This window comes from Ruminococcus sp. SR1/5 (genome assembly GCF_000209835.1).
Taxonomy (GTDB): domain Bacteria; phylum Bacillota; class Clostridia; order Lachnospirales; family Lachnospiraceae; genus Blautia_A; species Blautia_A fusiformis.
Map to the genome: position 1 here is coordinate 451,271 of NC_021014.1, position 21,435 is coordinate 472,705.

Annotated in this window: 18 protein-coding genes; 17 read left to right on the plus strand and 1 reads right to left on the minus strand. The window is 43.7% G+C overall.

Features of this window, described 5'->3' with window-relative positions:
* From CK1_RS02280 to CK1_RS02320, 10 genes are all read left to right on the plus strand, one after another.
* Positions 1 to 538 (plus strand): restriction endonuclease subunit S (locus tag CK1_RS02280; protein WP_306288693.1); only part of this gene is annotated, 538 nt, incomplete at its 5' end.
* A 141-nt stretch (positions 539 to 679) separates the two neighbouring features.
* Positions 680 to 910 (plus strand): virulence RhuM family protein, encoded by a 231-nt coding sequence (locus tag CK1_RS02285; RefSeq protein ID WP_015524703.1) that lies wholly within the window; start codon positions 680 to 682, stop codon positions 908 to 910.
* Entirely contained in the window at positions 898 to 1,617 is a 720-nt protein-coding gene (locus CK1_RS02290) for a type II toxin-antitoxin system death-on-curing family toxin (protein WP_306288694.1), read from the plus strand. The genes CK1_RS02285 and CK1_RS02290 overlap by 13 nt, the downstream gene beginning before the upstream one ends.
* 28 nt (positions 1,618 to 1,645) lie before the next feature.
* The gene (locus CK1_RS17875; protein WP_015524704.1) at positions 1,646 to 2,002 is read left to right on the plus strand and encodes a DUF4145 domain-containing protein; all 357 of its coding nucleotides are present in this window, start codon (positions 1,646 to 1,648) and stop codon (positions 2,000 to 2,002) included.
* A gap of 176 nt (positions 2,003 to 2,178) precedes the next feature.
* Positions 2,179 to 4,992 carry a type I restriction endonuclease subunit R gene (locus tag CK1_RS02295; protein ID WP_015524705.1) on the plus strand — a complete coding sequence of 938 codons (2,814 nt, stop codon included), beginning with the start codon at positions 2,179 to 2,181 and terminating at the stop codon, positions 4,990 to 4,992.
* Positions 4,993 to 5,533: 541 nt separating this feature from the next.
* The gene (gene mgtE, locus CK1_RS02300) at positions 5,534 to 6,928 is read left to right on the plus strand and encodes a magnesium transporter (RefSeq protein ID WP_015524706.1); all 1,395 of its coding nucleotides are present in this window, start codon (positions 5,534 to 5,536) and stop codon (positions 6,926 to 6,928) included.
* 248 nt (positions 6,929 to 7,176) lie between these two features.
* Positions 7,177 to 8,568 (plus strand): alanine/glycine:cation symporter family protein, encoded by a 1,392-nt coding sequence (locus tag CK1_RS02305; protein ID WP_015524707.1) that lies wholly within the window; start codon positions 7,177 to 7,179, stop codon positions 8,566 to 8,568.
* Between the two features lie 135 nt (positions 8,569 to 8,703).
* The gene (gene thrH / locus CK1_RS02310; RefSeq protein ID WP_015524708.1) at positions 8,704 to 9,306 is read left to right on the plus strand and encodes a bifunctional phosphoserine phosphatase/homoserine phosphotransferase ThrH; all 603 of its coding nucleotides are present in this window, start codon (positions 8,704 to 8,706) and stop codon (positions 9,304 to 9,306) included.
* Between the two features lie 16 nt (positions 9,307 to 9,322).
* The gene (locus CK1_RS02315) at positions 9,323 to 10,171 is read left to right on the plus strand and encodes an alpha/beta hydrolase (protein WP_015524709.1); all 849 of its coding nucleotides are present in this window, start codon (positions 9,323 to 9,325) and stop codon (positions 10,169 to 10,171) included.
* Positions 10,172 to 10,372: 201 nt separating this feature from the next.
* On the plus strand, positions 10,373 to 11,479 hold the full coding sequence (locus tag CK1_RS02320; protein WP_173723360.1) for a DUF362 domain-containing protein: 1,107 nt from the start codon (positions 10,373 to 10,375) through the stop codon (positions 11,477 to 11,479).
* Positions 11,480 to 12,078: 599 nt separating this feature from the next.
* On the opposite strand, the gene CK1_RS02325 is transcribed toward CK1_RS02320, so the two are convergent.
* Entirely contained in the window at positions 12,079 to 12,666 is a 588-nt protein-coding gene (locus tag CK1_RS02325) for a cytidylate kinase-like family protein (protein WP_015524710.1), read from the minus strand.
* A gap of 313 nt (positions 12,667 to 12,979) precedes the next feature.
* Here CK1_RS02325 and CK1_RS02330 point away from each other — a divergent pair, with 313 nt between their 5' ends.
* The 7 genes from CK1_RS02330 to CK1_RS02360 all read left to right on the plus strand — a co-directional run bounded on the left by CK1_RS02330 (position 12,980) and on the right by CK1_RS02360 (position 21,435).
* Positions 12,980 to 13,285: a hypothetical protein gene (locus tag CK1_RS02330; RefSeq protein ID WP_015524711.1), complete on the plus strand. Its 306-nt coding sequence runs from the start codon at positions 12,980 to 12,982 to the stop codon at positions 13,283 to 13,285.
* 221 nt (positions 13,286 to 13,506) lie between these two features.
* The gene (locus CK1_RS02335) at positions 13,507 to 15,399 is read left to right on the plus strand and encodes a M28 family peptidase (RefSeq protein ID WP_015524713.1); all 1,893 of its coding nucleotides are present in this window, start codon (positions 13,507 to 13,509) and stop codon (positions 15,397 to 15,399) included.
* 20 nt (positions 15,400 to 15,419) lie between these two features.
* Positions 15,420 to 16,055, plus strand: a complete 636-nt coding sequence (locus CK1_RS02340; RefSeq protein ID WP_015524714.1) for a GNAT family N-acetyltransferase — start codon at positions 15,420 to 15,422, stop codon at positions 16,053 to 16,055.
* A gap of 11 nt (positions 16,056 to 16,066) precedes the next feature.
* On the plus strand, positions 16,067 to 17,743 hold the full coding sequence (locus CK1_RS02345) for an alpha-glucosidase (RefSeq protein ID WP_015524715.1): 1,677 nt from the start codon (positions 16,067 to 16,069) through the stop codon (positions 17,741 to 17,743).
* Positions 17,744 to 17,864: 121 nt separating this feature from the next.
* Positions 17,865 to 18,677 carry an FAD binding domain-containing protein gene (locus tag CK1_RS02350; RefSeq protein ID WP_015524716.1) on the plus strand — a complete coding sequence of 271 codons (813 nt, stop codon included), beginning with the start codon at positions 17,865 to 17,867 and terminating at the stop codon, positions 18,675 to 18,677.
* Positions 18,674 to 19,144 (plus strand): (2Fe-2S)-binding protein, encoded by a 471-nt coding sequence (locus tag CK1_RS02355; RefSeq protein WP_015524717.1) that lies wholly within the window; start codon positions 18,674 to 18,676, stop codon positions 19,142 to 19,144. The genes CK1_RS02350 and CK1_RS02355 overlap by 4 nt, the downstream gene beginning before the upstream one ends.
* A complete protein-coding gene (locus tag CK1_RS02360) occupies positions 19,141 to 21,435 on the plus strand; it encodes a xanthine dehydrogenase family protein molybdopterin-binding subunit (RefSeq protein ID WP_015524718.1) in 2,295 nt (764 codons plus the stop codon). Before CK1_RS02355 ends, CK1_RS02360 begins: the two co-directional genes overlap by 4 nt.

The window sequence follows — 21,435 nt, forward strand, 5'->3', positions numbered from 1 at the left end:
AGACCCTAGAAGTAATCCGTTTGGATTCGAGAAGAAGATGTTAAAAGATACGTGCAAAGTTATTACTGGCAATACACCTTCACGAGCAATAGCAGAATATTATGGTGATTATATAGAATGGATAAAGACAGATAATATTGTTTCTGGAATTCTTAATCCAACTCAAGCGACAGAGAGTTTGTCTGAAAAGGGTATGAATGTTGGACGTACAGTTGAAAAGGATTCTATTCTTATGGCTTGTATTGCTGGAAGTATAGCAAGTATTGGTAGAGTTTGCATTACAGATAGAATAGTGGCATTTAACCAGCAGATTAATGCAGTAGTACCTGAACAATACAATATTCTGTTTTTGTATGTGCTGCTTCAGATGTCCAAGGATTATCTTGTGGAAGATATAAATATGGCATTAAAAGGTATATTGTCTAAATCGAAGCTTGAGGAAAAAGAGTTTATTATTCCACCGATGGATTTGCAGGAACAGTTTTCCGACTTCGTCAAACAAGTCAACAAATCAAAATTTATCAATCAGCTTTTATAGAAAATGGAATTATATATGTCACGATACAATCGAGAAAGTGAAATAAAGCAAAAGAAATGTTTTATGAAGACACATGAGAGAAATTGCTTACTGCGATGGGAATGAAATTTACAATGGTATATTTTCAGAAGAGGGTTAAATATGCAAAATGAAATAATCTTATTTGAAACTGCTGATAAGGAAATAAAATTAACTGTGTCTGTCAAAAATAATACCGTATGGCTTAATAGGAATCAGCTAGCTAAATTATTTGGAAGAGATGTAAAGACAATTGGTAAACATATTAATAATGCATTAAAAGAAGAACTGGATAATTCAGTTGTCGCAAAATTTTTGCGACAACTGCTTCAGATGGAAAAGTGTATCAAGTAGAACATTATAATTTAGATATGATTATTTCTATAGGCTATAGAGTCAAATCTAACAGAGGTGTAGAATTTAGAAAATGGGCAAATAATGTTCTGAAACAGTATATCCTACAAGGCTATGCAATCAATAAAAAAAGATTAGAAGCCTTACAGAGAACAGTAAATATTCAAACCAAAATGCTTGCATGTACTTTGGAAATAGATGAAGCAGAGGTGCTAAAAGCTGTTGATTTATATACAAATGCCTTGATGTTATTAGACCAGTATGATCACCAGTCGATTAAAAAGCCTGCAGGAAATAAAGCTATATACAGAATTACATACGAGGATTGTAGAAATATGGTGAATGCAATGGAAGATTCATTTCATTCGGATGTCTTTGGTGTTGAAAAAGAAACGGGGAAAGTTGAAGGTATTCTTGCAGCAATTTACCAAAATGTTTTCGGAGGAGAGGTTTATCCTTCTTTAGAAGAGAAAGCCGCTAATCTTTTGTATTTTATGATAAAAGATCATCCCTATGCTGATGGATGTAAGAGAATTGCTGCATCGTTATTTTTGGAATTTTTAGCTCGCAATGATGTACTCTACAAAGATGGACAGAAAAGGATAAGTGATGGTGCATTAGTAGCAATTACATTGATGATTGCAGAGTCAGATCCAAAAGAAAAAGATATTATGGTTAATTTGGTAATGAATTTATTGTCAATGTAAAGTGAAAGTAAAAGAGGGAGATTTCACAATGGTAACAAACTTTGATTATTTAAAAAATGAATCAAAATTCTCTGCATTTGCGAATGTTGCCATCTCTGCGGAGAAGATCATATTAGCAGATCCGGATGCGAGTATTCTTAACAGTCGCCGGGCTATGGAATTTGCTGTAAAATGGTTGTATTCTGTGGAAAACAGTTTGCAGATTCCGTACCAGGATAATCTTCATACTCTGATGAATGCAGAGGAATTCAGACAGTTAGTGGGACCGGATCTTTGGAAACGGATGGATTATATCCGCAGATGTGGAAACAGTGTGGCACATAGCAATAAAAAACCTGGCAGAGATGCAGCGATGCTGTGTCTTGAAAATCTGTCGATTTTTTAGATTACGTTGCATATTGTTATGGAGAACAGTATCAGGAGCATCCATTTGACAAGTCGATTATTGATGGCAGAATTGAGAAGGCAAAGGCATCCAGGGAAACAGCCAGAAAAGCAAAGGAAACACTTCTGAAAGAACAAGAAAAAACTGCTCAGCAGGAACTGGATCTACAAAAACTGATGGCAGAAAATACTTTCCTCAGGGAAGAACTGTCCGCACGCCACGAGAAACAGCAGCAGACATATGTTCCGAAACCTCTGGATCTGTCTGAATATGAAACCAGAAAACTTTACATAGATTCCATGCTCATTGATGCAGGATGGACACAGGGAAAAGACTGGTTAAATGAGATGACTGTGACAGGAATGCCGAATAAATCAGGGATTGGACGTATTGATTATGTTCTCTATGATGATATGAATAAACCTCTGGCAATTATAGAAGCAAAACGTACCTGCAAGGATATTGCTGAGGGCAGGCAGCAGGCGAAACTTTACGCAGATCTGCTGGAAAAGAAATATGAACGGCGTCCGGTAATTTTCCTTACCAATGGTTTTGAAACCCGGATCATAGACGGACAATATCCGGAAAGAAAATGTTCAGTTATTTATTCCAAACGGGATCTGGAGAAATGGTTTAACCTTTTGAGTATGCGGACAAGCCTGCAAAATATTTCTGTAGATAAAAAGATAGCAGACCGCTATTATCAGGAAGCCGCGATAAAAGCAGTATGCCAGAGCTTTGATGAAAAGAATCGGAGAAAAGCCCTGCTTGTTATGGCCACAGGTTCCGGAAAAACCAGAACAGTAATGGCTTTGTGCAAGGTACTGGTTGATGCGGGCTGGGTAAAGAATATACTTTTTCTGGCGGACAGAAATTCACTGGTAACACAGGCGAAAAGAAGTTTTGTAAACTGGATGCAGGATTTTTCCTGTACAAATCTGGTTGAAGAAAAGAATAATTATATGTCGCGATGTGTTTTCTCCACATATCAGACCATGATAAACTGTATTGATACGATAAATGACAAAGAAGGAAAAGTTTTTACCAGTGGTCATTTTGATCTGATCATTTGTGATGAAGCGCACAGATCCATTTATAATAAATATAAAGATATTTTTACATATTTTGATGCACTGCTTGTAGGACTTACCGCAACACCAAAAGATGAGATTGACAAAAATACATATGAAGTATTTGAACTGGCAAACGGAGATCCCACTTATGGATATGATCTGGCGCAGGCGGTTAAGGATGGATATCTGGTTGATTATCTTTCGGTGGAATCCAGGGTGAAATTTATTGATCAGGGAATTGTATATGATGAACTTTCAGAAGCAGATAAAGAAATCTATGAAAATACTTTTGAAGACGAAAATGGAAAGATTCCGGAAGCGATAAATTCGGCTGCATTGAATACCTGGATTTTTAACGAAGATACCATTAAAAAAATTCTTCATGTCCTGATGAGAGATGGAATTAAAATTGAATACGGACAGAAGATTGGAAAAACAATTATTTTTGCGAAAAATCATGATCATGCGGAAAAGATCCTTGAGATTTTTAATAAGGAATATCCGCATTTAAAGAATTATGCTATGGTGATCGATAACAGAATGAAATATGCACAGAGTGCAATTGATGAGTTTTCAGATCCGAAAAAACTACCGCAGATCGCAATTTCTGTAGATATGTTAGATACGGGAATTGATGTACCTGAAGTTCTTAATCTTGTATTCTTTAAGAAAGTTATGAGTAAAGCAAAATTCTGGCAGATGATCGGACGAGGAACAAGACTATGCCCGGGATTGTTGGATGGGGAAGATAAGAAAAAGTTTTACATTTTTGATTTTTGTGGAAATTTTGAGTTTTTCCGAATGAATAAAGGAAAAGCAAGCGCAAATCTGATGGCGTTGCAAAGTGCAGTTTTTAATCTTCAGTTTGAGATTTCGTACAAGCTTCAGGATATTAAATATCAGAAAGATAAATTAACTGCGTACAGGACTGCACTTGTAAAGCACATGACTGAAAAAGTAAAAGAGCTCCCAAGAGATAGTTTTACAGTTCGCCAACATTTGAAATATGTAGAATTATATTCAGAAGAGTCGAACTATCAGATGCTTACTTATGAAGATACTTTACTTGTACGGGAAGAGGTTGCACCCTTGATTTTGCCTGAAAGTGATGAAGTAACAGCAGTACGTTTTGATGCACTTATGTATGGAATAGAACTTGCATCTCTGGTTGGAAAGAAATATACAAGTGCGCGAAAAGATCTTTTAAAAAAGGTTTCCGGAATTGCCGGAGTGGCAAATATACCGGAGATTCAGGCACAGACAGAGCTGATCGATCAGATTTTGCATACAGATTATGTGGAAAATGCAGGAATTGATGAATTTGAAAATATCAGGAAAAATCTGAGAGATCTTATGAAGTATATTCCGGATAAGAGCAGGAATAAATATATGACCAATTTTACAGACGAAATTCTTTCAACGGAATGGAAAGAAGCAGAATTGGAAAACGATGATCTGGAAAATTATAAAGTACGAGTAGAATATTATGTCCGACAGCATCAGGATAACCATGTAATAGCTAAGCTGAAAAAGAATCAGTCACTTACAGAAAAAGATGTAGCTGAACTGGAAAAAATTCTCTGGAGAGAGCTTGGTACAAAAGAGGATTATGAAGCAGAATTTGGCAGAAAGCCATTGGGAGAATTTGTCAGAGAAATGGTAGGTCTTGATATGAATGCAGCAAAGGAAGCTTTTTCAAAGTATCTTGAGGATGTAAATCTGGACAGCAGGCAGATTTATTTTGTAAATCAGATCATTGAGTATATTGTTCATAATGGAATGATGAAGGATCTTTCTGTTTTGCTGGAATCTCCGTTTACGGATCGTGGAAGCATTTCGGAAATCTTTACAGATATGGGTGTTTGGCTTGGAATAAAAAAAGTCATTGATACGATCAACGCAAATGCTGCTGCATAAACATCTACCTCTGTGAAGCATAAAATTTTACCCGGATTTACAATAAATTTAACCATAAATCCGGTTGACAAAACCCGGCCGGGAACGTTATAATGGCCGGGTTGATAAGATATTTTAAGAAAAAAGGCAGGTGAACAGAATGGACAGTTGTGATTCTCATGGGCGAAGTTGTAGCTCTCGGAGTGAAAGATGGAAAAAACAGAGAGGGATGAGGCTGTTCCATTCTGTTTTAAGTGTACAGAATATCTGTGAGAATATTATGTCTGTATATCAGAAGGATATATTTGACAGGATGTATCGGTGCCATCAGAATCTGTACGGTATTATTACATTATAATTGTAGCAGGATTATAATAGATATCTTTTTCATTCTTCTCATTCTGAGAATCTTACAGTAAGGCGATCATGTATAAATTCATTTCGCTTTATACTCAAATCCCAAGGAAACACAATCGAAAATCAAACAGCACATAGACATGCTTTAACATGTCTGTTTTTGGTGTGCGTGTTTTGTGCGAAACTATGTGAGGAGGATGAGAAAATGACAAAAAGAAATCAGGATTTTTCAAAAGATATTCTGAGTCTGATCCGAAGCAGTGTTTCTCCGGCAGTTTTAAGTGAAAGGCTGCAAGATTTTCACGAAAACGATCTGGCGGAAGTATTAAGAGAATTAAGCACTGCGGAGCGCAGCAGACTATACCGTATCCTGGAAAGCAGTATGCTGGCAGATGTTTTTGAATATCTGGAGGAAGAAGAAACTGTACAATATCTGGAAGAGATGGATGTAAAAAAAGCGGCAGCCATTCTTTCCAAAATGGAAACCGATGCCCTGGCAGATGTTTTAAAGCAGATTGATAAAGAAAAACGCAAGCTTCTGATCCAGCTTCTGGATGAACAGGTGCGGAAAGATATTGAAATGATCCGCTCCTTTGATGAGGATGAGATCGGAAGCAGAATGACAACGAACTGCATTGTGATCCGTGAAAACCTGACCGTAAAGCAGGCTATGAGTGAGCTGGTTTCCCAGGCGGCAGATAATGATAATATTTCTACGATCTTTGCAGTGACGGACAGAGGGGAGTTTTATGGAGCCCTGGATCTGAAGGATCTGATCACAGCAAGACAGGACCACCCTATGGAAGAGCTGATCGTAACTTCCTATCCATATGTGTATGGCACTGAGCAGATCGATGACTGTATGGAACGGCTGAAGGATTATTCTGAAGATTCCATTCCTGTACTGGACGATGACAATCGTTTCCTTGGAGTGATCACATCCGCAGGGATCATCGATCTGGTAGACGATGAGATGGGAGAGGATTATGCAAAGCTGGCCGGTCTGACTGCAGAGGAAGATCTGAAGGAACCTCTTTTTGAAAGCATGAAAAAAAGAATGCCTTGGCTGATCGTTCTTCTGGGCCTTGGTATGGTGGTATCTTCTGTTGTGGGAATGTTTGAAAAAGTAGTTACCTGTCTGCCGATCATCATGTGCTTTCAGTCTCTGATCCTGGATATGGCAGGAAATGTTGGAACCCAGTCCCTGGCTGTAACCATCCGTGTACTGATGGATGAGACGCTGACGGGCAGACAGAAAGCAGAGCTTGTGCTGAAGGAAATGCGGATTGGTCTTTGCAACGGTGGTTTGCTCGGTATTCTGTCTTTTGTACTGATCGGATTGTATATTTTCTTATTCAAAGGAAAAACACTCGTATTTGCCTATGCGGTATCCGGCTGTATCGGATTATCCCTGCTGGTGGCCATGCTGGTATCCAGTGCAGTGGGAACCTGCATACCGCTGTTTTTCAAAAAGGTTGGTGTGGACCCGGCAGTAGCCTCAGGTCCTCTGATCACTACGATGAATGACCTTGTAGCCGTGATAACATACTATGGAATGAGCTGGATATTCCTGATCGAGATGTTCCACCTGGCTGGCTGAGAGTAAAATGCAGCTATGCTCATAAAAATAGACAGATATCAGAAATCTGTCGAATAACAGAAAAGTTACCAATACGAAAAAATTCCGGATCGAAAGATTCGGGATTTTTCTTTACATACAAACAGAAAGCTATTATAATGAAAGATACGCTTTGCCCGTTTAAAACGTTGCAGAAATAAATACAAACAACGGGCAGAAAAAGAGAACAAAACGATCACATGGGGTGATTGGGGAAAGGAAACAGTAACATGATAGTAACAATGATCGAAAAGGTCTATACATTTCTGTGGGGAGATCTGATAAGGATCCCGCTTCCGGGAGGAAGTACGCTGGGAATCTCACTTCTGATCCTGCTTCTGATTCCGACCGGTATCTATTTTACCATCAGGACAAAGCTTCTGCCGATCCGTCTTTTTCCGGATATGGTACGAGCCCTGTCAGAAAAGAAAAGTGACAAAAATAATCTTTCAGCATTTCAGACGCTGATCGTATCTACAGCTACCCGTGTGGGAATGGGAAACCTGGTCGGGGTGGTAGCTGCGATCTCGGCAGGAGGTGCAGGAGCGGTATTCTGGATGTGGATTACGGCGCTGATCGGTTCCTCTACTGCTTTTATCGAAGCGACCCTGGCACAGCTCTATAAAGAAAAGGATCCTCTTTACGGTGGCTACAGGGGCGGTCCTGCCTACTATATCCATCGCTACTGGGAAGAAAAACAGGGCAGAAAACGAAAAAAGGTTCTGCTTTCCGTTCTGTTTGCCATTTCCGGCCTGATCTGCTGGTGTGGGATCAGTCAGGTTATCAGCAATTCCGTCACGGCGTCTTTCAAAAATGCTTTTGATATTCCGCCGCTGTATACTACCATCGTGCTGGTAGTGATCGCAGCTGTGATCGTGCTTCGGAAGAATGCAACGGTTAAAGTTCTGGATCTTCTGGTGCCGGTGATGGCAGTGCTTTATTTTGTGATCACGCTGTTTATTATATTTACAAATCTTGGAAGTATGCCGGGAGTATTTAAGCGGATTTTTGAAGAAGCTTTCGGATTTCGTCAGGCTGTTGCCGGCGGATTTGGCGTCGTGCTGATGAACGGAGTAAAAAGAGGCCTTTTTTCCAATGAGGCGGGAAGCGGCTCCGCTCCCTGTGCAGCAGCGGCAGCAGAATGTGACAGTCCGGTAAAAGCCGGATTTGTCCAGGCTCTGGGTGTATTTGTGGATACGATCGTGATCTGCAGCTGTACAGCTATGATCATGCTTCTGGCCCCGGAAGATCTGGTACAGGGGCTTTCCGGAATGGAACTTCTTCAGACTGCCATGCATTATCATATGGGGCAGTTTGGAGTGATCTTTATTGCTGCAACACTGTTTATGTTCAGCTTTTCCACATTTCTGGGAATCCTGTTTTATGCAAGAGGCAATGTGGCTTATCTTTTCGGTGATAACTGGGGTTCACAGACAGGATATAAGGTGCTGGCACTGGTGATGCTGTTTATCGGTGGGATCGCGGCTTACACATTTGTATGGGATCTGGGAGATGTAGGAATCGGCCTGATGACGATCTTTAATATTTTCATGCTGTATCCTCTTGGGGAAAAAGCACTGAAAGAGCTGAAGATTTATGAATCGGAAAAGAAGAAAAAATAAAACTGTTTACAGACCTTGAGAGCATATGGTAATATCAGGGTAAAGCGCTAAAAGATTAAAGAGTTCTGACAGCCGGAAGGAGTCAGACTCTGTGAAATATCAACGGTAAGTTGGATCAAGAGGAGGATATGAAAGATGTATATTACATGTCTGGACGTAGAAGGTGTACTGGTACCGGAGATCTGGATCGCATTTGCAGAGGCAAGCGGAATCCCGGAGCTCAAGAGAACAACCCGTGATGAGCCGGATTATGATAAGCTGATGAACTGGAGACTTGGAATTCTGAAAGAACATGGTCTGGGACTGAAAGAGATCCAGGAGACTATTGCAAAGATCGATCCCCTTCCGGGAGCAAAGGAATTTCTGGATGAGCTGAGATCTTTTTCCCAGGTGATACTGATCAGTGATACCTTTACACAGTTTGCAACTCCGCTGATGGAGAAGCTTGGACGGCCGACACTTTTCTGTAATTCCTTGGAAGTAGCAGAGAACGGAGAGATCACAGGCTTTAAGATGCGCTGTGAGAAATCTAAGCTGACAACTGTGAAGGCACTGCAGTCCATGGGATTTGAGACTATCGCAAGCGGAGATTCCTACAATGATCTCGGAATGATCCAGGCAAGCAAAGCAGGATTCCTTTTCCGCAGCACAGAGCAGATCCGTGCAGATCATCCGGAAATTCCGGCTTACGAAGAGTACGATGAACTTCTTGCAGCGATCAGAGAAGCAATGAAATGAAGAAGGGAAAGTCGGAATGATCAACGAAAGAATTGTGATCGAAGAAAAAACAAAGGACTATAATGAGGCATGGATAGAGACCTATTTCTGGCAGGAGTCGGAAGAACTCTATCCGGGACAGAAGCGTCCGGTCATAGTGATCTGTCCGGGCGGAGCTTATGGCATGACTTCTGACAGAGAGGCAGAAGCCATTGCTGTCCGGTTTATGGGAATGGGCTATCACACAGTGGTACTTCGTTATAGTGTGGCACCTGCCAGATATCCGGTGGCTCTCCGTCAGCTGGCAAAAACAGTAGCTCTTCTCAGAGAGAACAGCGATAAGTGGCATATTGAAAAGAATAAGATCATTGTGTCCGGTTTTTCGGCAGGAGGCCATCTGGCAGCTTCTCTGGGAGTATTCTGGAATACGGAGGAGCTTGCAGGGATCACGGGAATGGAAAACGAGAGGATCCGTCCCAATGGCATGATCCTGAATTATCCGGTGATCACTTCAGGGGAAGTTGGTCATGAAGAAAGCTTTCGAAATCTTCTGGGAGATCGTTATGAGGAGCTGAAAGATCGGATGTCTCTGGAATTTCAGGTTACGGAAGATACACCCAGAACCTTTATCTGGCATACCTTTGAGGATCAGACGGTGCTGCTGGATAATACACTTCTCTTTGTTCAGGCACTCTATAAAAAGGGCATTCCAGTGGAGTATCATGTTTTTCCGCAGGGACCCCATGGGATCGGCCTGGCAAATGAGCTGACTGCCAACGAAAACGGCAGAGGAATCGCAAGAGCCTGTGAACCATGGAGTGAGCTTGCAGGAAAATGGCTGAACCGAGAATTCCCATGGTGGAACGGGGCAAAGATCGAAAGATAATACGAGACTGCTGTGTCGGATAAAATATCCTTTTACCGGGAAACCGGTAGAGAGGGTATTTTTTATGATTGTGATGCATGTGATGACTGCTGTATTTGTCGGCTGTTTTGTCTGGCTCATCTGATGATAAAAGCTTTGCAGGGCTTTGGTGTGGATCTGGATCAACATTCACATTGCAGAAAGAAAGGAATTTTGATAATTATGGATAAAAATCAGATTTTTATTACCAGTGGTACGGAATATAAAAGAATGACAAAGGAGCTTCTGGAAAAAGCGGATCTTCAATCTCATATCGGGGACAGAAAGAAAAAGATCGGGATCAAGCCGAATCTGGTTTCTCCTTCAGAGGCTTCCTGGGGTGCAACGACTCATCCGGAAGTGGTTGCAGGAATTATCGAGTATCTGAAGGAGCATGGCTTCCGGGATATGGTGATGCTGGAGGGATCCTGGGTAGGAGATAAGACAAGGGAGGCCTTTGAGACCTGTGGCTTTGACAGGCTTGAGGAAGAGTATCAGGTGCCGTTCTGGGATATGCAGAAGGATAAGGGTATTTCTGTGGACTGCGGCGGAATGGAGCTGAATGTCTGCGAGCGGGTAAAGGAGCTTGATTTTCTGATCAATGTGCCAGTTCTGAAAGGCCATTGTCAGACAAAGATCACCTGTGCCCTTAAGAATATGAAGGGGTTGATCCCAAATAAGGAAAAGAGACGGTTTCATTCTCTGGGGCTTCATAAACCCATTGCTCATCTGAATATGGGGATACAGCAGGACTTTATTGTTGTGGATAATATCTGCGGGGATCTGGATTTTGAAGATGGCGGAAATCCTGTTGTGATGAACCGGGTGATTGCTGCCTGTGATCCGGTTCTTGTGGATGCATATGTGTGTCAGATGATGCATTATGAGGTAGCTGAGGTTCCTTATGTGAAGCTGGCAGGTGAGCTTGGAGTGGGCTGTTCAGATATTTCAAAAGCAGATGTCAGATTTCTGGAGGATGGTGCGGATCAGAGGATGCCGGTATCCAGAAAGGTTGTGGAGCTTGCGGATGCCGTGGAGGAAGTGGAATCCTGCAGTGCCTGCTACGGGTATCTGATCCCGGCATTGGAGATGCTGAAGGAAGAGGGGCTTTTTGAGAAGCTGGATGAAAAGATCTGCATCGGACAGGGGTATCGTGGTAAGACGGGAGTGCTTGGTGTGGGACACTGTACCTGTAAGTTTCAGAATTATGTGGAGGGGTGTCCGCCGTTGGAGGGGGATATATATGAGTTTTTGAAAGAGTATATTGGTGAACGGACGCAGGGGAAGTGACAGTCCTCCGGGCCGGACTCCGTCGGGGGATGCTGCTAAGGTTCCGTGAGCCGGCTAAAACCATTGCGGAAGGGCCCAGAACTCGCCTTCGGCTCAAACAGCTGGGCCCTTCCGCAATAACGTCGTCTCCCGCAACCTAACCATCATCACCCCTCCTCCGTAGCAGCCCGGAGGACTGTCACTTCCCCTGCTGACGTTTCAGACGGAGAGGTGGAAGCGGACGCGTGGTGTCCTGTCCTTACGTTTTGATGAGTTGAGCGTCCGCAGTTGGAGGTGTGGGAAGAATAGCGTCTGGTCAATAAATATTTTGGTGTTGCTCAATGTGTTGGAATGGTGGGAAGGATACGTCTTCTTGTTGAAAGGTGTTATGCCGATGAGATCGGCACAGCCTGGCGTTTTAAACAAACGCAGAATCCATCGCCCTGTCAGTAACATAACATGACCAAAAACGTACGATTTCTAGCGGGGCCTGAAGGAAGGGGTGCAGGGGAGGGGAAACGGCCTTTCGCAACTACGAGTGCTTCCCCTCCCCTGCGGTTTCACTTACGCTTCCAAAGCGTAAAAACATTTTTCAGAAAAAAATTTCAGAAAAAAGAATCCTAAAGACATCTCTTTACAATCTCAATAATCTGCTCCATAGAAAACCGGCTGCTGTCAATACAGAGATCATACTGTGTCATATCCAGCCATTTGCTGTCTGTAAAGTATTCATAGTAAGCCTTTCTCTCTTTATCCATTTTTTTGACCAGCTTCCGTGCGCTGGCTTCTTCTCTGCCGGTACGGCGTATCACATTCTGAACTCTTTCCTCAAAAGGTGCATGGATAAAAAGTTTAAGTGATTTATCCTTCAGGATACTGGTTGCACAGCGGCCGACAATTACGCAGTCCTCTCTCTGCGGAAGGGACAGGATGATCTTTCTCTGGAGATCATAGAGCACATCGTTCATTGGTACAAAAGAGAAATTATCTGTAAACTGCAGCTCACTGTCAACGGGGAATACCCACTGACTGGCTTTTTTCTCGTCTACCTTTGCCAGGGTGTCGAAGGGGATATTGTTTTTCTTGGCAGCCATGTCGATCAGTTCTTTATCATAAAAACCGATGTCCAGGTTTTCAGCCAGAGTCTTGCCGATAAGGCGTCCGTTGCTTCCAAACATACGATTGATGGTTATAATACGTTTTGCCATAAAGATACCTCCTTTATCTCGGACCGGAAGCAGGAATATCTGATTTCCGGTAGTTTTTCTTACTTCTTTTATAACATATTTCGGTAAAAAATACCAGAAAATAATATATAATTTTTAAAATAATATTTAATATATACAAAAAATAATGGTAGCAGACAGAAAATATAATTAATTATTTGTATTTGTATATGAAAAATAGGATGCCTTTTTCACCGGGTTTTCACAGATCACACAAAGACTTTTACACTATTTTTTTTAAAAATATTTTTTAAAACAGAGAGAACATACACAGCATATTTGGAGGTTAAGGAAAATGAAACGACGGCGTAAAAGGCTTATGGTGATCATCCCGTTTTCTACTATGACCAGGCTTGCGGATAATGTACTGGATGTGACCATGTTTTACGCATCCGGAGCAGATGAGGATAGCCTGGAGCCGGCAGAAAATGCGTTTACAGAGCTCCTGATGGAACGCTTTGAGCAGGACGAAGACGCTTTTTCCATTGTGAATCAGTCAGAGATCATGGAAGCCATGTCTGGTGTCACCAACACCATGTCTCTGATGATCAGAACAAATCGCGTTTTTTTATCTGGAAATCCGCACATTGATAAGGTATAATCTATAACAGTTAGAGGAATATCTCTGCCGGGAGGACGGAACTGCCGGCAGGGAACTGCCGAGAAAGGGATGACAGTAAATTTGAACATCGTGGAGAAATGTGTTTCATGCCTGAATATAAAAGAATCTTATGATCTGGCCAGGCGCATGGAACAGGAAAAACAAATCCGGTTCTGGGATACCGTACAGCAGGCTCCCTGGCAGAGCGAAAAACCGGAGATATGCTTTTGGAAGAAATGAAAAAAGCCGGTCTCACACAGGTAGAAAAAGATAAGATCCGTGTGGATGCATGGGAATTTAAAAAAGCGGTGATGCGCTGCCATGACAGAGAGGGAACCTGCCGGGAGATCCAGCTTGGCGCATATCAGACAGATTTTAAGACCAATGGCTTTCAGAGGTTTGATCTTGTATATCTTGGAAAGGGTACAGCTGACGAATATAAGGATATCGATGTGAAAGGAAAGCTGGTTCTTATCGAGATCAATCAGAGAGAAGAATGGTGGATCAACTACCCGGTGTATCAGGCACACCTGAAGGGTGCAGCAGCTCTGATCGCCGTACAGAGCAGAGGATACGCACAGATCGATGATACGGCTTTGAATGCACAGGATATCGCAGGACCTTCCTGTGCGCCTGCATTTTCCATGTCACGGGCAGATTTTCTTATGATCCGTCAGCTGATGGAGGAGAAAAATGAGAATGGGAATCGTGTTCCGGAGCTTTCCGTGGAATTTGATGCGGATACAGAGGTGATCAAAGACCAGTATACCTACAATATCGTTGGCAAAATCCCGGGAACCGATTCGGATTCCATGATCCTGTTAAGTGCTCACTATGATTCTTATTTTGAGGGATTTCAGGACGATAATGCGGCAGTGGCCATGATCATTGGAATTGCCAGGGCGCTGCTCCGTGGTGGCTATAAACCTCGCCATACTATTGTGGTATGTGCTCTTGCAGCAGAAGAATGGGGGATTTCCGACACAAAATATGACTGGTCCACAGGTGCTTACCGCCAGGTATTTGAAGCGAGACCGGAGTGGCAGGGGCACGTGATCGCAGATCTGAATTTTGAGCTTCCGGCTCATGCACACAGTACCAGAGATGCAGTACGATGTACCTATGAGTATGCGGATTTTGTGCGCAGCTTCGTGGATGCTGTGCAGATGCCGGAGGGGATTTACCCGGAGGGCATGACCACGTTGTATCCCATTGAAACCTGGTCTGATGATTTTACCATGGCTATTTCCGGGATCCCGTCCATGGTCAATGATTTCAGCGGTGGCCCGTTTATGGAAAATTATTATCATTCCCAATACGATAACCAGGATGTTTATGAGGAAGAGGTATACAGATTCCATCATGAATTTTATCTGAAACTTCTTCTGGCTATTGACGGCCTTGCTCTGCCGCCAATGGATTTCGGGCGGGTACTGGACCAAAGTATTAAGACCCTGGAAACGGATCTGTGTATGCAGACCGGCGCCGACAGTACACTCCTTCTGAAAAAAACAGAAGAGGCAAAAAAAGCAGCTGCCATCCTTGCAGAGCAGGTACGGCACTTCAACAGCCTTCCGGAAGAAAAACGTGACTGGAAAAAAGCCGATGCCATTACCGAAAAGCTTCTCGGTGTATTCCGGAAATCCCAGGATTATCTGGTACGTCTGGACTGGGATGACAATGTGATCTTTCCGCAGCAGGCAGTGCAGAACAATCTTTATGCACTGAAGAAAGCGATGGGATATCTGGAAAAAGGAGAGATCGCACCTGCGCTGGAGGCTTTTTACAGTATTGACAACAACTGTTATGCCTTTCAGTTTGAGCGGGAAGTCTTTTATCATTTTACGGAATATATCTTGAAGCAGTCCCCGGATCGCCTGATGTGGGGAAAGGGCAGGATCATCCACCATGAGAACCTTTATGATCTTGTGGAAAGCCTGAAGGAAAAGAAGCCGGGTGACAGTCTGGAGGCAGAAAAGCAGAGCCTCAAGGAAGCCTGGGAAAGACAGAAGCGTTATTATGCGGATGATATTGAATATCTGATCCGTGCAGTGGAAAAGCTCAGGAATCTGATCTGCGAGGTCAGTGATATGTTTGAAAAAGGAACAGAATAAAACCATATCTGGAGGAAAGAATGGAAAGCCATAATTTATACCGAGTGAAAGAAGAAGATCTGGATAAGCTGATCCGGATATTGACCGTATGTTTTTCGGAGGATCCTCTGTATCATGCACTGATCCCGGACAGGGATACCAGAGAACGGCTGATGCCGGAGCTTTTTACCTGTGATCTTACGGAGTTTTTTGAGACCTGCGAGATCTATGCAGACAGCAGTGAGCTGAACAGTATCCTGGTAGTATCCGACGGAACGGAGCATGAAGCAGCCTTACATAATCTGATGGTGGATTTTTTTGCCCTTCTGAAAACAGATGGCTATCTGATCAAAGAGGATCCAAGTCTTGCGACCCTGCGGAAATTCATCCAGGGAAAAGACTATCTGAATTCCAGCTGGACTTCCCAGCTTCATACAGCAGAAAGGCTTCATGTGATCTATCTGGCAGTGGCGCCGAAGATGCAGCATCACGGTCTTGCTGAAAAGCTGATGGATGAGGTGATCGATTATGCGGACAGGCATAAGCTGATGATCTCTCTGGAAACCCATAATCCGGCAAATGTTTCCATGTATGAGAAATTCGGATTTAAATTATACGGCATTGTACAGAAAAAAGGATTTGATCTGAAGCAGTACTGCATGATCAAACAGGCATAGGAGGAATTACGATGAAACGAAAATGGTGGCATGACAAAGTGGTATATCAGATATACCCCAAGAGCTTTTATGATTCCAACGGAGACGGGATCGGAGACATCCCGGGAATCATCAGCAAGCTTGATTATCTTAAGGAACTGGGAGCAGATATCCTCTGGCTTTCCCCAATCTATAAATCTCCCCTTGCAGACCAGGGATATGACATTGCAGATTATTATGCGATTGATCCGAGGTTTGGGACCATGGAGGATATGGATCGTCTGATCGCAGAAGCAAAAAAAAGAGAAATGTACATCCTTATGGATCTGGTGGTAAATCACTGCTCCGATGAGCATGAGTGGTTTCAGCAGGCCATTAAGGATCCGGACGGAAAGTATGGAAATTTCTTTTATATCCGGGACAAAAAGGATGATAAAGCTCCCTGCAACTGGAGAAGCTATTTCGGTGGTCCGGTATGGGAAGAGCTTCCGGGACATCCGGATAAACAGTATCTCCATGTATTCCACAAGAAGCAGCCGGATCTCAACTGGGAGAATCCTGAACTAAGAGAGGAAGTCTACAAAAACATCCGCTGGTGGATGGAAAAAGGGCTTGGCGGATTCCGTATTGATGCCATTATCAATATCAAGAAGAAGCTTCCGTTTTCCGATTATCCTGCCGATCGTGCAGATGGGCTCTGCAGCGTCGGGAGGATGCTGGAGGAGGCAGAAGGGATTGGAGAATTTCTGGGAGAGATGGCTGAGAAGTGCTTTCATCCCTATGATGCTTTTACTGTAGGAGAGGTCTTCAATGAAAAGGAAGATGAGATCAAAGATTTTATCGGAGAAAACGGATATTTTTCATCCATGTTTGATTTTGAAGAAACCTGTTACGGAAAGAGCGAGGATGGCTGGTATGCATCCAAACCGTACCTGACTCCGGAAGAGTACAAGAAGTGTATTTTCCATACGCAGAAAAAGATTGGGGATACCGGCATGATCTCCAACATTATTGAGAATCATGATGAGCCAAGAGGTGTCTGTCACTATATTTCTCCGGAAGACCGCTGTCCGGATTCAAGGAAACTCCTGGCAGGTGTTTATTTCCTGCTGAAGGGAATTCCGTTTATTTATCAGGGGCAGGAGATCGGTATGGAAAATATGGAGTTTACTTCTATGGATCAGATCGATGACATCAGTACCATCGATGAATACCAGGTAGCGCTCCGTGCCGGATGCAGTGAAAAAGAAGCGCTTGATGCTGCTTCCGCATTTTCCAGAGACAATGCCAGAACTCCGGTACAGTGGAGCGCAGAGAAAAATGCGGGATTTTCAGAAGGAGAGCCGTGGCTTGGGGTCAATCCCAATTATAAGGAGATCAATATAGAGTCCCAGTTAATGGATAGTGATTCCCTCCTTTCTTTCTACAAAAAGCTGATTGCACTGAGAAAAGCTCCGGAATATAAAGAAACGCTTGTATACGGAACATTCGCTCCATATCAGGAAGAACAGAAGAATCTGATCGCCTATACAAGAAACGGTGAGAAAAATCTTCTGATCCTGGGAAATATGCAGGCACAGTCACAGAAGGTATCTTTGCCGGGAGAAGTAAAAGAGGTGCTTCTGAATAATCAGAAAGCTGTGGAGATCACAGAAAAAGAGATCATTTTGAAACCGTATCAGTTTATCGTTCTGGAGACTGCTGACTGATGCGGCATCAGAACAGCAGAGAAAAAACAATAGCTATTTAGCTGACAGTCTGTTAAAATAAATGCTCGGCTGAAAAAACAGCCGTAAAGAAAGAGAATGAGAATTCAGAAGGGAATAAAGTATGCTGAAGATAAAGAATTACGTAAAGGCAGAAAGCCTTGAACAGGCATATGAACTGAACCAGAAAAGAACAGCCTGTGTGCTGGGCGGTATGGTCTGGCTGAAAATGGGAAACCGGAACATCATGACAGCCATTGACCTGTCAGGTCTTGGGCTGGATACTATTACAGAAACAGAAGAAGCATTTGTGATCGGCTGCATGACACCACTTCATGCGCTGGAAACCCACAAAGAGCTGAATGCCTATACAAACAGTGCTATCCGTGAAAGTGTACGGCACATTGTGGGTGTGCAGTTTCGAAACTGTGCCACAGTGGGCGGAAGTATTTTCGGAAGATTCGGATTTTCCGATGTACTGACCATGTTTCTGGCACTGGATACCTGGGTGGAGCTGTACAATGGCGGAACCATTCCGCTGGCACAGTTTGCATCCATGGAAAAGGATAACGATATCCTGGTAAATATCATTGTAAAAAAACAGCCGCTGAACAGTGTGTACTTAAGTCAGCGGAACAATTCCACAGATTTTCCTGTGCTCACCTGTGCGGCCGCTCTTATTGGCGGAAAAGCAAGAACTGTCATTGGGGCCAGACCCGGAAAAGCAATGATCGTGGAAGATGAAGAGGAAATCTTAAAAGATTTTGTACAGATGAATGCACAGCAGAAAAAGGATGCAGCAGCATCTTTTGCCGCATATGCGGCGGAACATGTTTCTACAGACAAGAACATGCGTGCTTCAAAAGAATACAGAAGTCTTCTTGTGAAAGTCCTTACAAGAAGAGCCTGGGAAGAGATCGGAGGGAGAGCAGAATGAATATCACTTTCTGGCTGAATGGTGTAAAACGGCAGGCAGAGGTACGTCCGGATGAACTGCTTCTGGATTTCCTGCGAAAAAACAGCTGTTACAGCGTAAAACGTGGCTGTGAGACTGCAAACTGTGGTCTCTGTACTGTGCTGATGGATGAACGTCCGGTACTGTCCTGCTCCATGCTGGCTGCCCGCGCAGACGGGAAACGGATCGTGACTCTGGAGGGAATGCAGGAGGAAGCAAAGGAATTCGGCGCTTTTATGGCAAATGAGGGAGCAGAGCAGTGTGGCTTCTGCAATCCGGGATTTATCATGAATGTATTTGCCATGTTAAAGGAACTGGAAGATCCCACAGAAGAGGATATCCTGGAGTATCTTTCCGGAAATCTGTGCCGTTGCTCGGGATTTGTGGGACAGACCAGAAGTATCCTGAAATTTCTCGACTATAAAAAAGGACAGGAGGAAGGAAAATGAAATACGTAAACAAGCCGGTGCCAAAAACAGATGCAATGTCGCTGGTAACCGGAAAACCGGTCTATACCGATGATCTTGCACCTTCTGACTGCCTGATCGTCAAGATCTTAAGAAGTCCTCATGCCAATGCCTGGGTGGAAGAGATCAAGACAGATGCTGCAAAGAAGATCGAGGGAATTGCCTGTGTTCTGACCTATGAGGATGTTTCACACAAAAGATTTACTCTGGCCGGGCAGACAGCGCCGGAGATCAGTCCATGGGATCGTTATATCATAGATAAGCATGTGCGTTTTGTAGGGGATCCGGTTGCCATCGTAGCCGGTGAGACAGAAGAGGCAGTAGATAAAGCCCTGAAACGCATTAAGGTAAAATATCGTGTGGAGGAAGCAGTTCTGGATATCCACACAGCCAAGGATAATCCCATCCTGGTGCATCCGGAGGATGACTGGTATATGCCGATCCCGGCCGGCGGAGATAATAAGCGTAATCTCTGTTCCTCCAATGTAGAAGAAGTGGGTGATGTGGATGCCATGCTGGAAAAATGTGCGTATACAGTAGATCAGGTTTACCACACAAAGGCAAATCAGCAGACCATGATGGAGACCTTCCGTACCTACTGTTATATGGACCATTTTCAGAGACTGACGGTGGTTTCTTCCACCCAGATCCCGTTTCATATCCGAAGGATCGTAGGAAATGCGCTGAACATTCCGTCTTCCAAAGTTCGTGTGATCAAGCCTCGTATCGGCGGGGGCTTTGGTGCAAAACAGTCTTCTGTCAGTGAGGTTTTCCCGGCACTGGTAACATGGGTTACCGGGCGTCCGTCCAAGATCGTTTTTTCCAGAAAGGAATCCATGATCGCGTCTTCTCCGCGGCATGAGATGGAAGTCCATATCCGTATGGGTGCAGACGAAAACGGTATTGTAAAGGCAATCGATCTTTATACTCTTTCCAACACCGGTGCCTATGGAGAGCATGGGCCTACAACCGTAGGACTTTCAGGCCATAAATCCATTGCGCTGTATCGTCATACGGAAGCCTACCGTTTTGCCTATGATGTTGTTTACACCAATATGCAGGCAGCTGGCGCTTATCGTGGCTATGGTGCCACACAGGGTATTTTTGCTGTGGAGTCCGCAGCAGATGAGCTGGCTCATAAGATGGGGATGGATCCAGTAAAATTCCGTGAGCTGAACATGCCTATGGAGGGAGAGGCACTTCCAGGATATCCGGATGTACCGATCAACGGCAGCTGTACCATGGATAAATGCCTCGCCCGTGCAAAGGAAATGATCGGATGGGATGAGAAATATCCGTTCCGTGATATGGGTAACGGCAAAGTACGGGGTGTCGGTATCGCTATGGCTATGCAGGGCTCATCTATTGCAGGGATCGATGTTGGCGGAGCAGACATTAAATTAAATGAGGATGGTTCCTATACCCTGGCACTTGGATGTTCTGATATGGGAACCGGCTGTGATACCATTCTTGCTCAGATGGCAGCAGACTGTCTGGATACAGATATGAAAAATATCGTGGTATTCAGTGTGGATACAGATATTTCTCCCTATGATTCCGGTTCTTATGCATCTTCCACAACCTATGCAACCGGAAATGCCGTAATCCAGGCCTGCGGAGAACTCAGAAAGAGAATCCACGCTTTTGGCGCACAGATGCTTGGAGTATCTGCAGAGGATTCTGATTTTGACGGAGAAAAAGTCCGCACAGAAGACGGAAAAGAGGTAACGCTGCAGCAGATCGCAGGAAAAGCGACCTGTGGAGTCTGCAGTGAGCTTCAGGTTGTAAAAGAATATTCTTCTCCAATCTCTCCGCCACCGTTTATGGTAGGTGCCGCTGAAGTGGAGGTCGATAAAGAGACCGGACAGATCGATGTCATTGATTATGTGGGCGTGATCGACTGTGGAACTCCGATCAATCCAAATCTTGCCAGAGTGCAGGCAGAAGGCGGTATCGGTCAGGGAATCGGAATGGTTCTGTATGAGGATGTGCAGTATACAGATAAGGGAAAGATCCGTAACAATTCTTTTATGCAGTATAAGATCCCCAACCGTATGGATATTCCGAAGGTGCGGATCGAGTTTGAGAGCAGCTACGAGAAGACAGGTCCTTTCGGTGCAAAATCCATTGGTGAGCTTGTGATCGATACACCTTGTCCGGCTATTGCCAATGCGGTTTATAATGCAACAGGTGTACGTGTCAGAGAGCTCCCGATCACTCCGGAGAAGGTTGCAATGGGAATCCTTGCCAGAGAAGCCGGAGAGAAGGTGTGA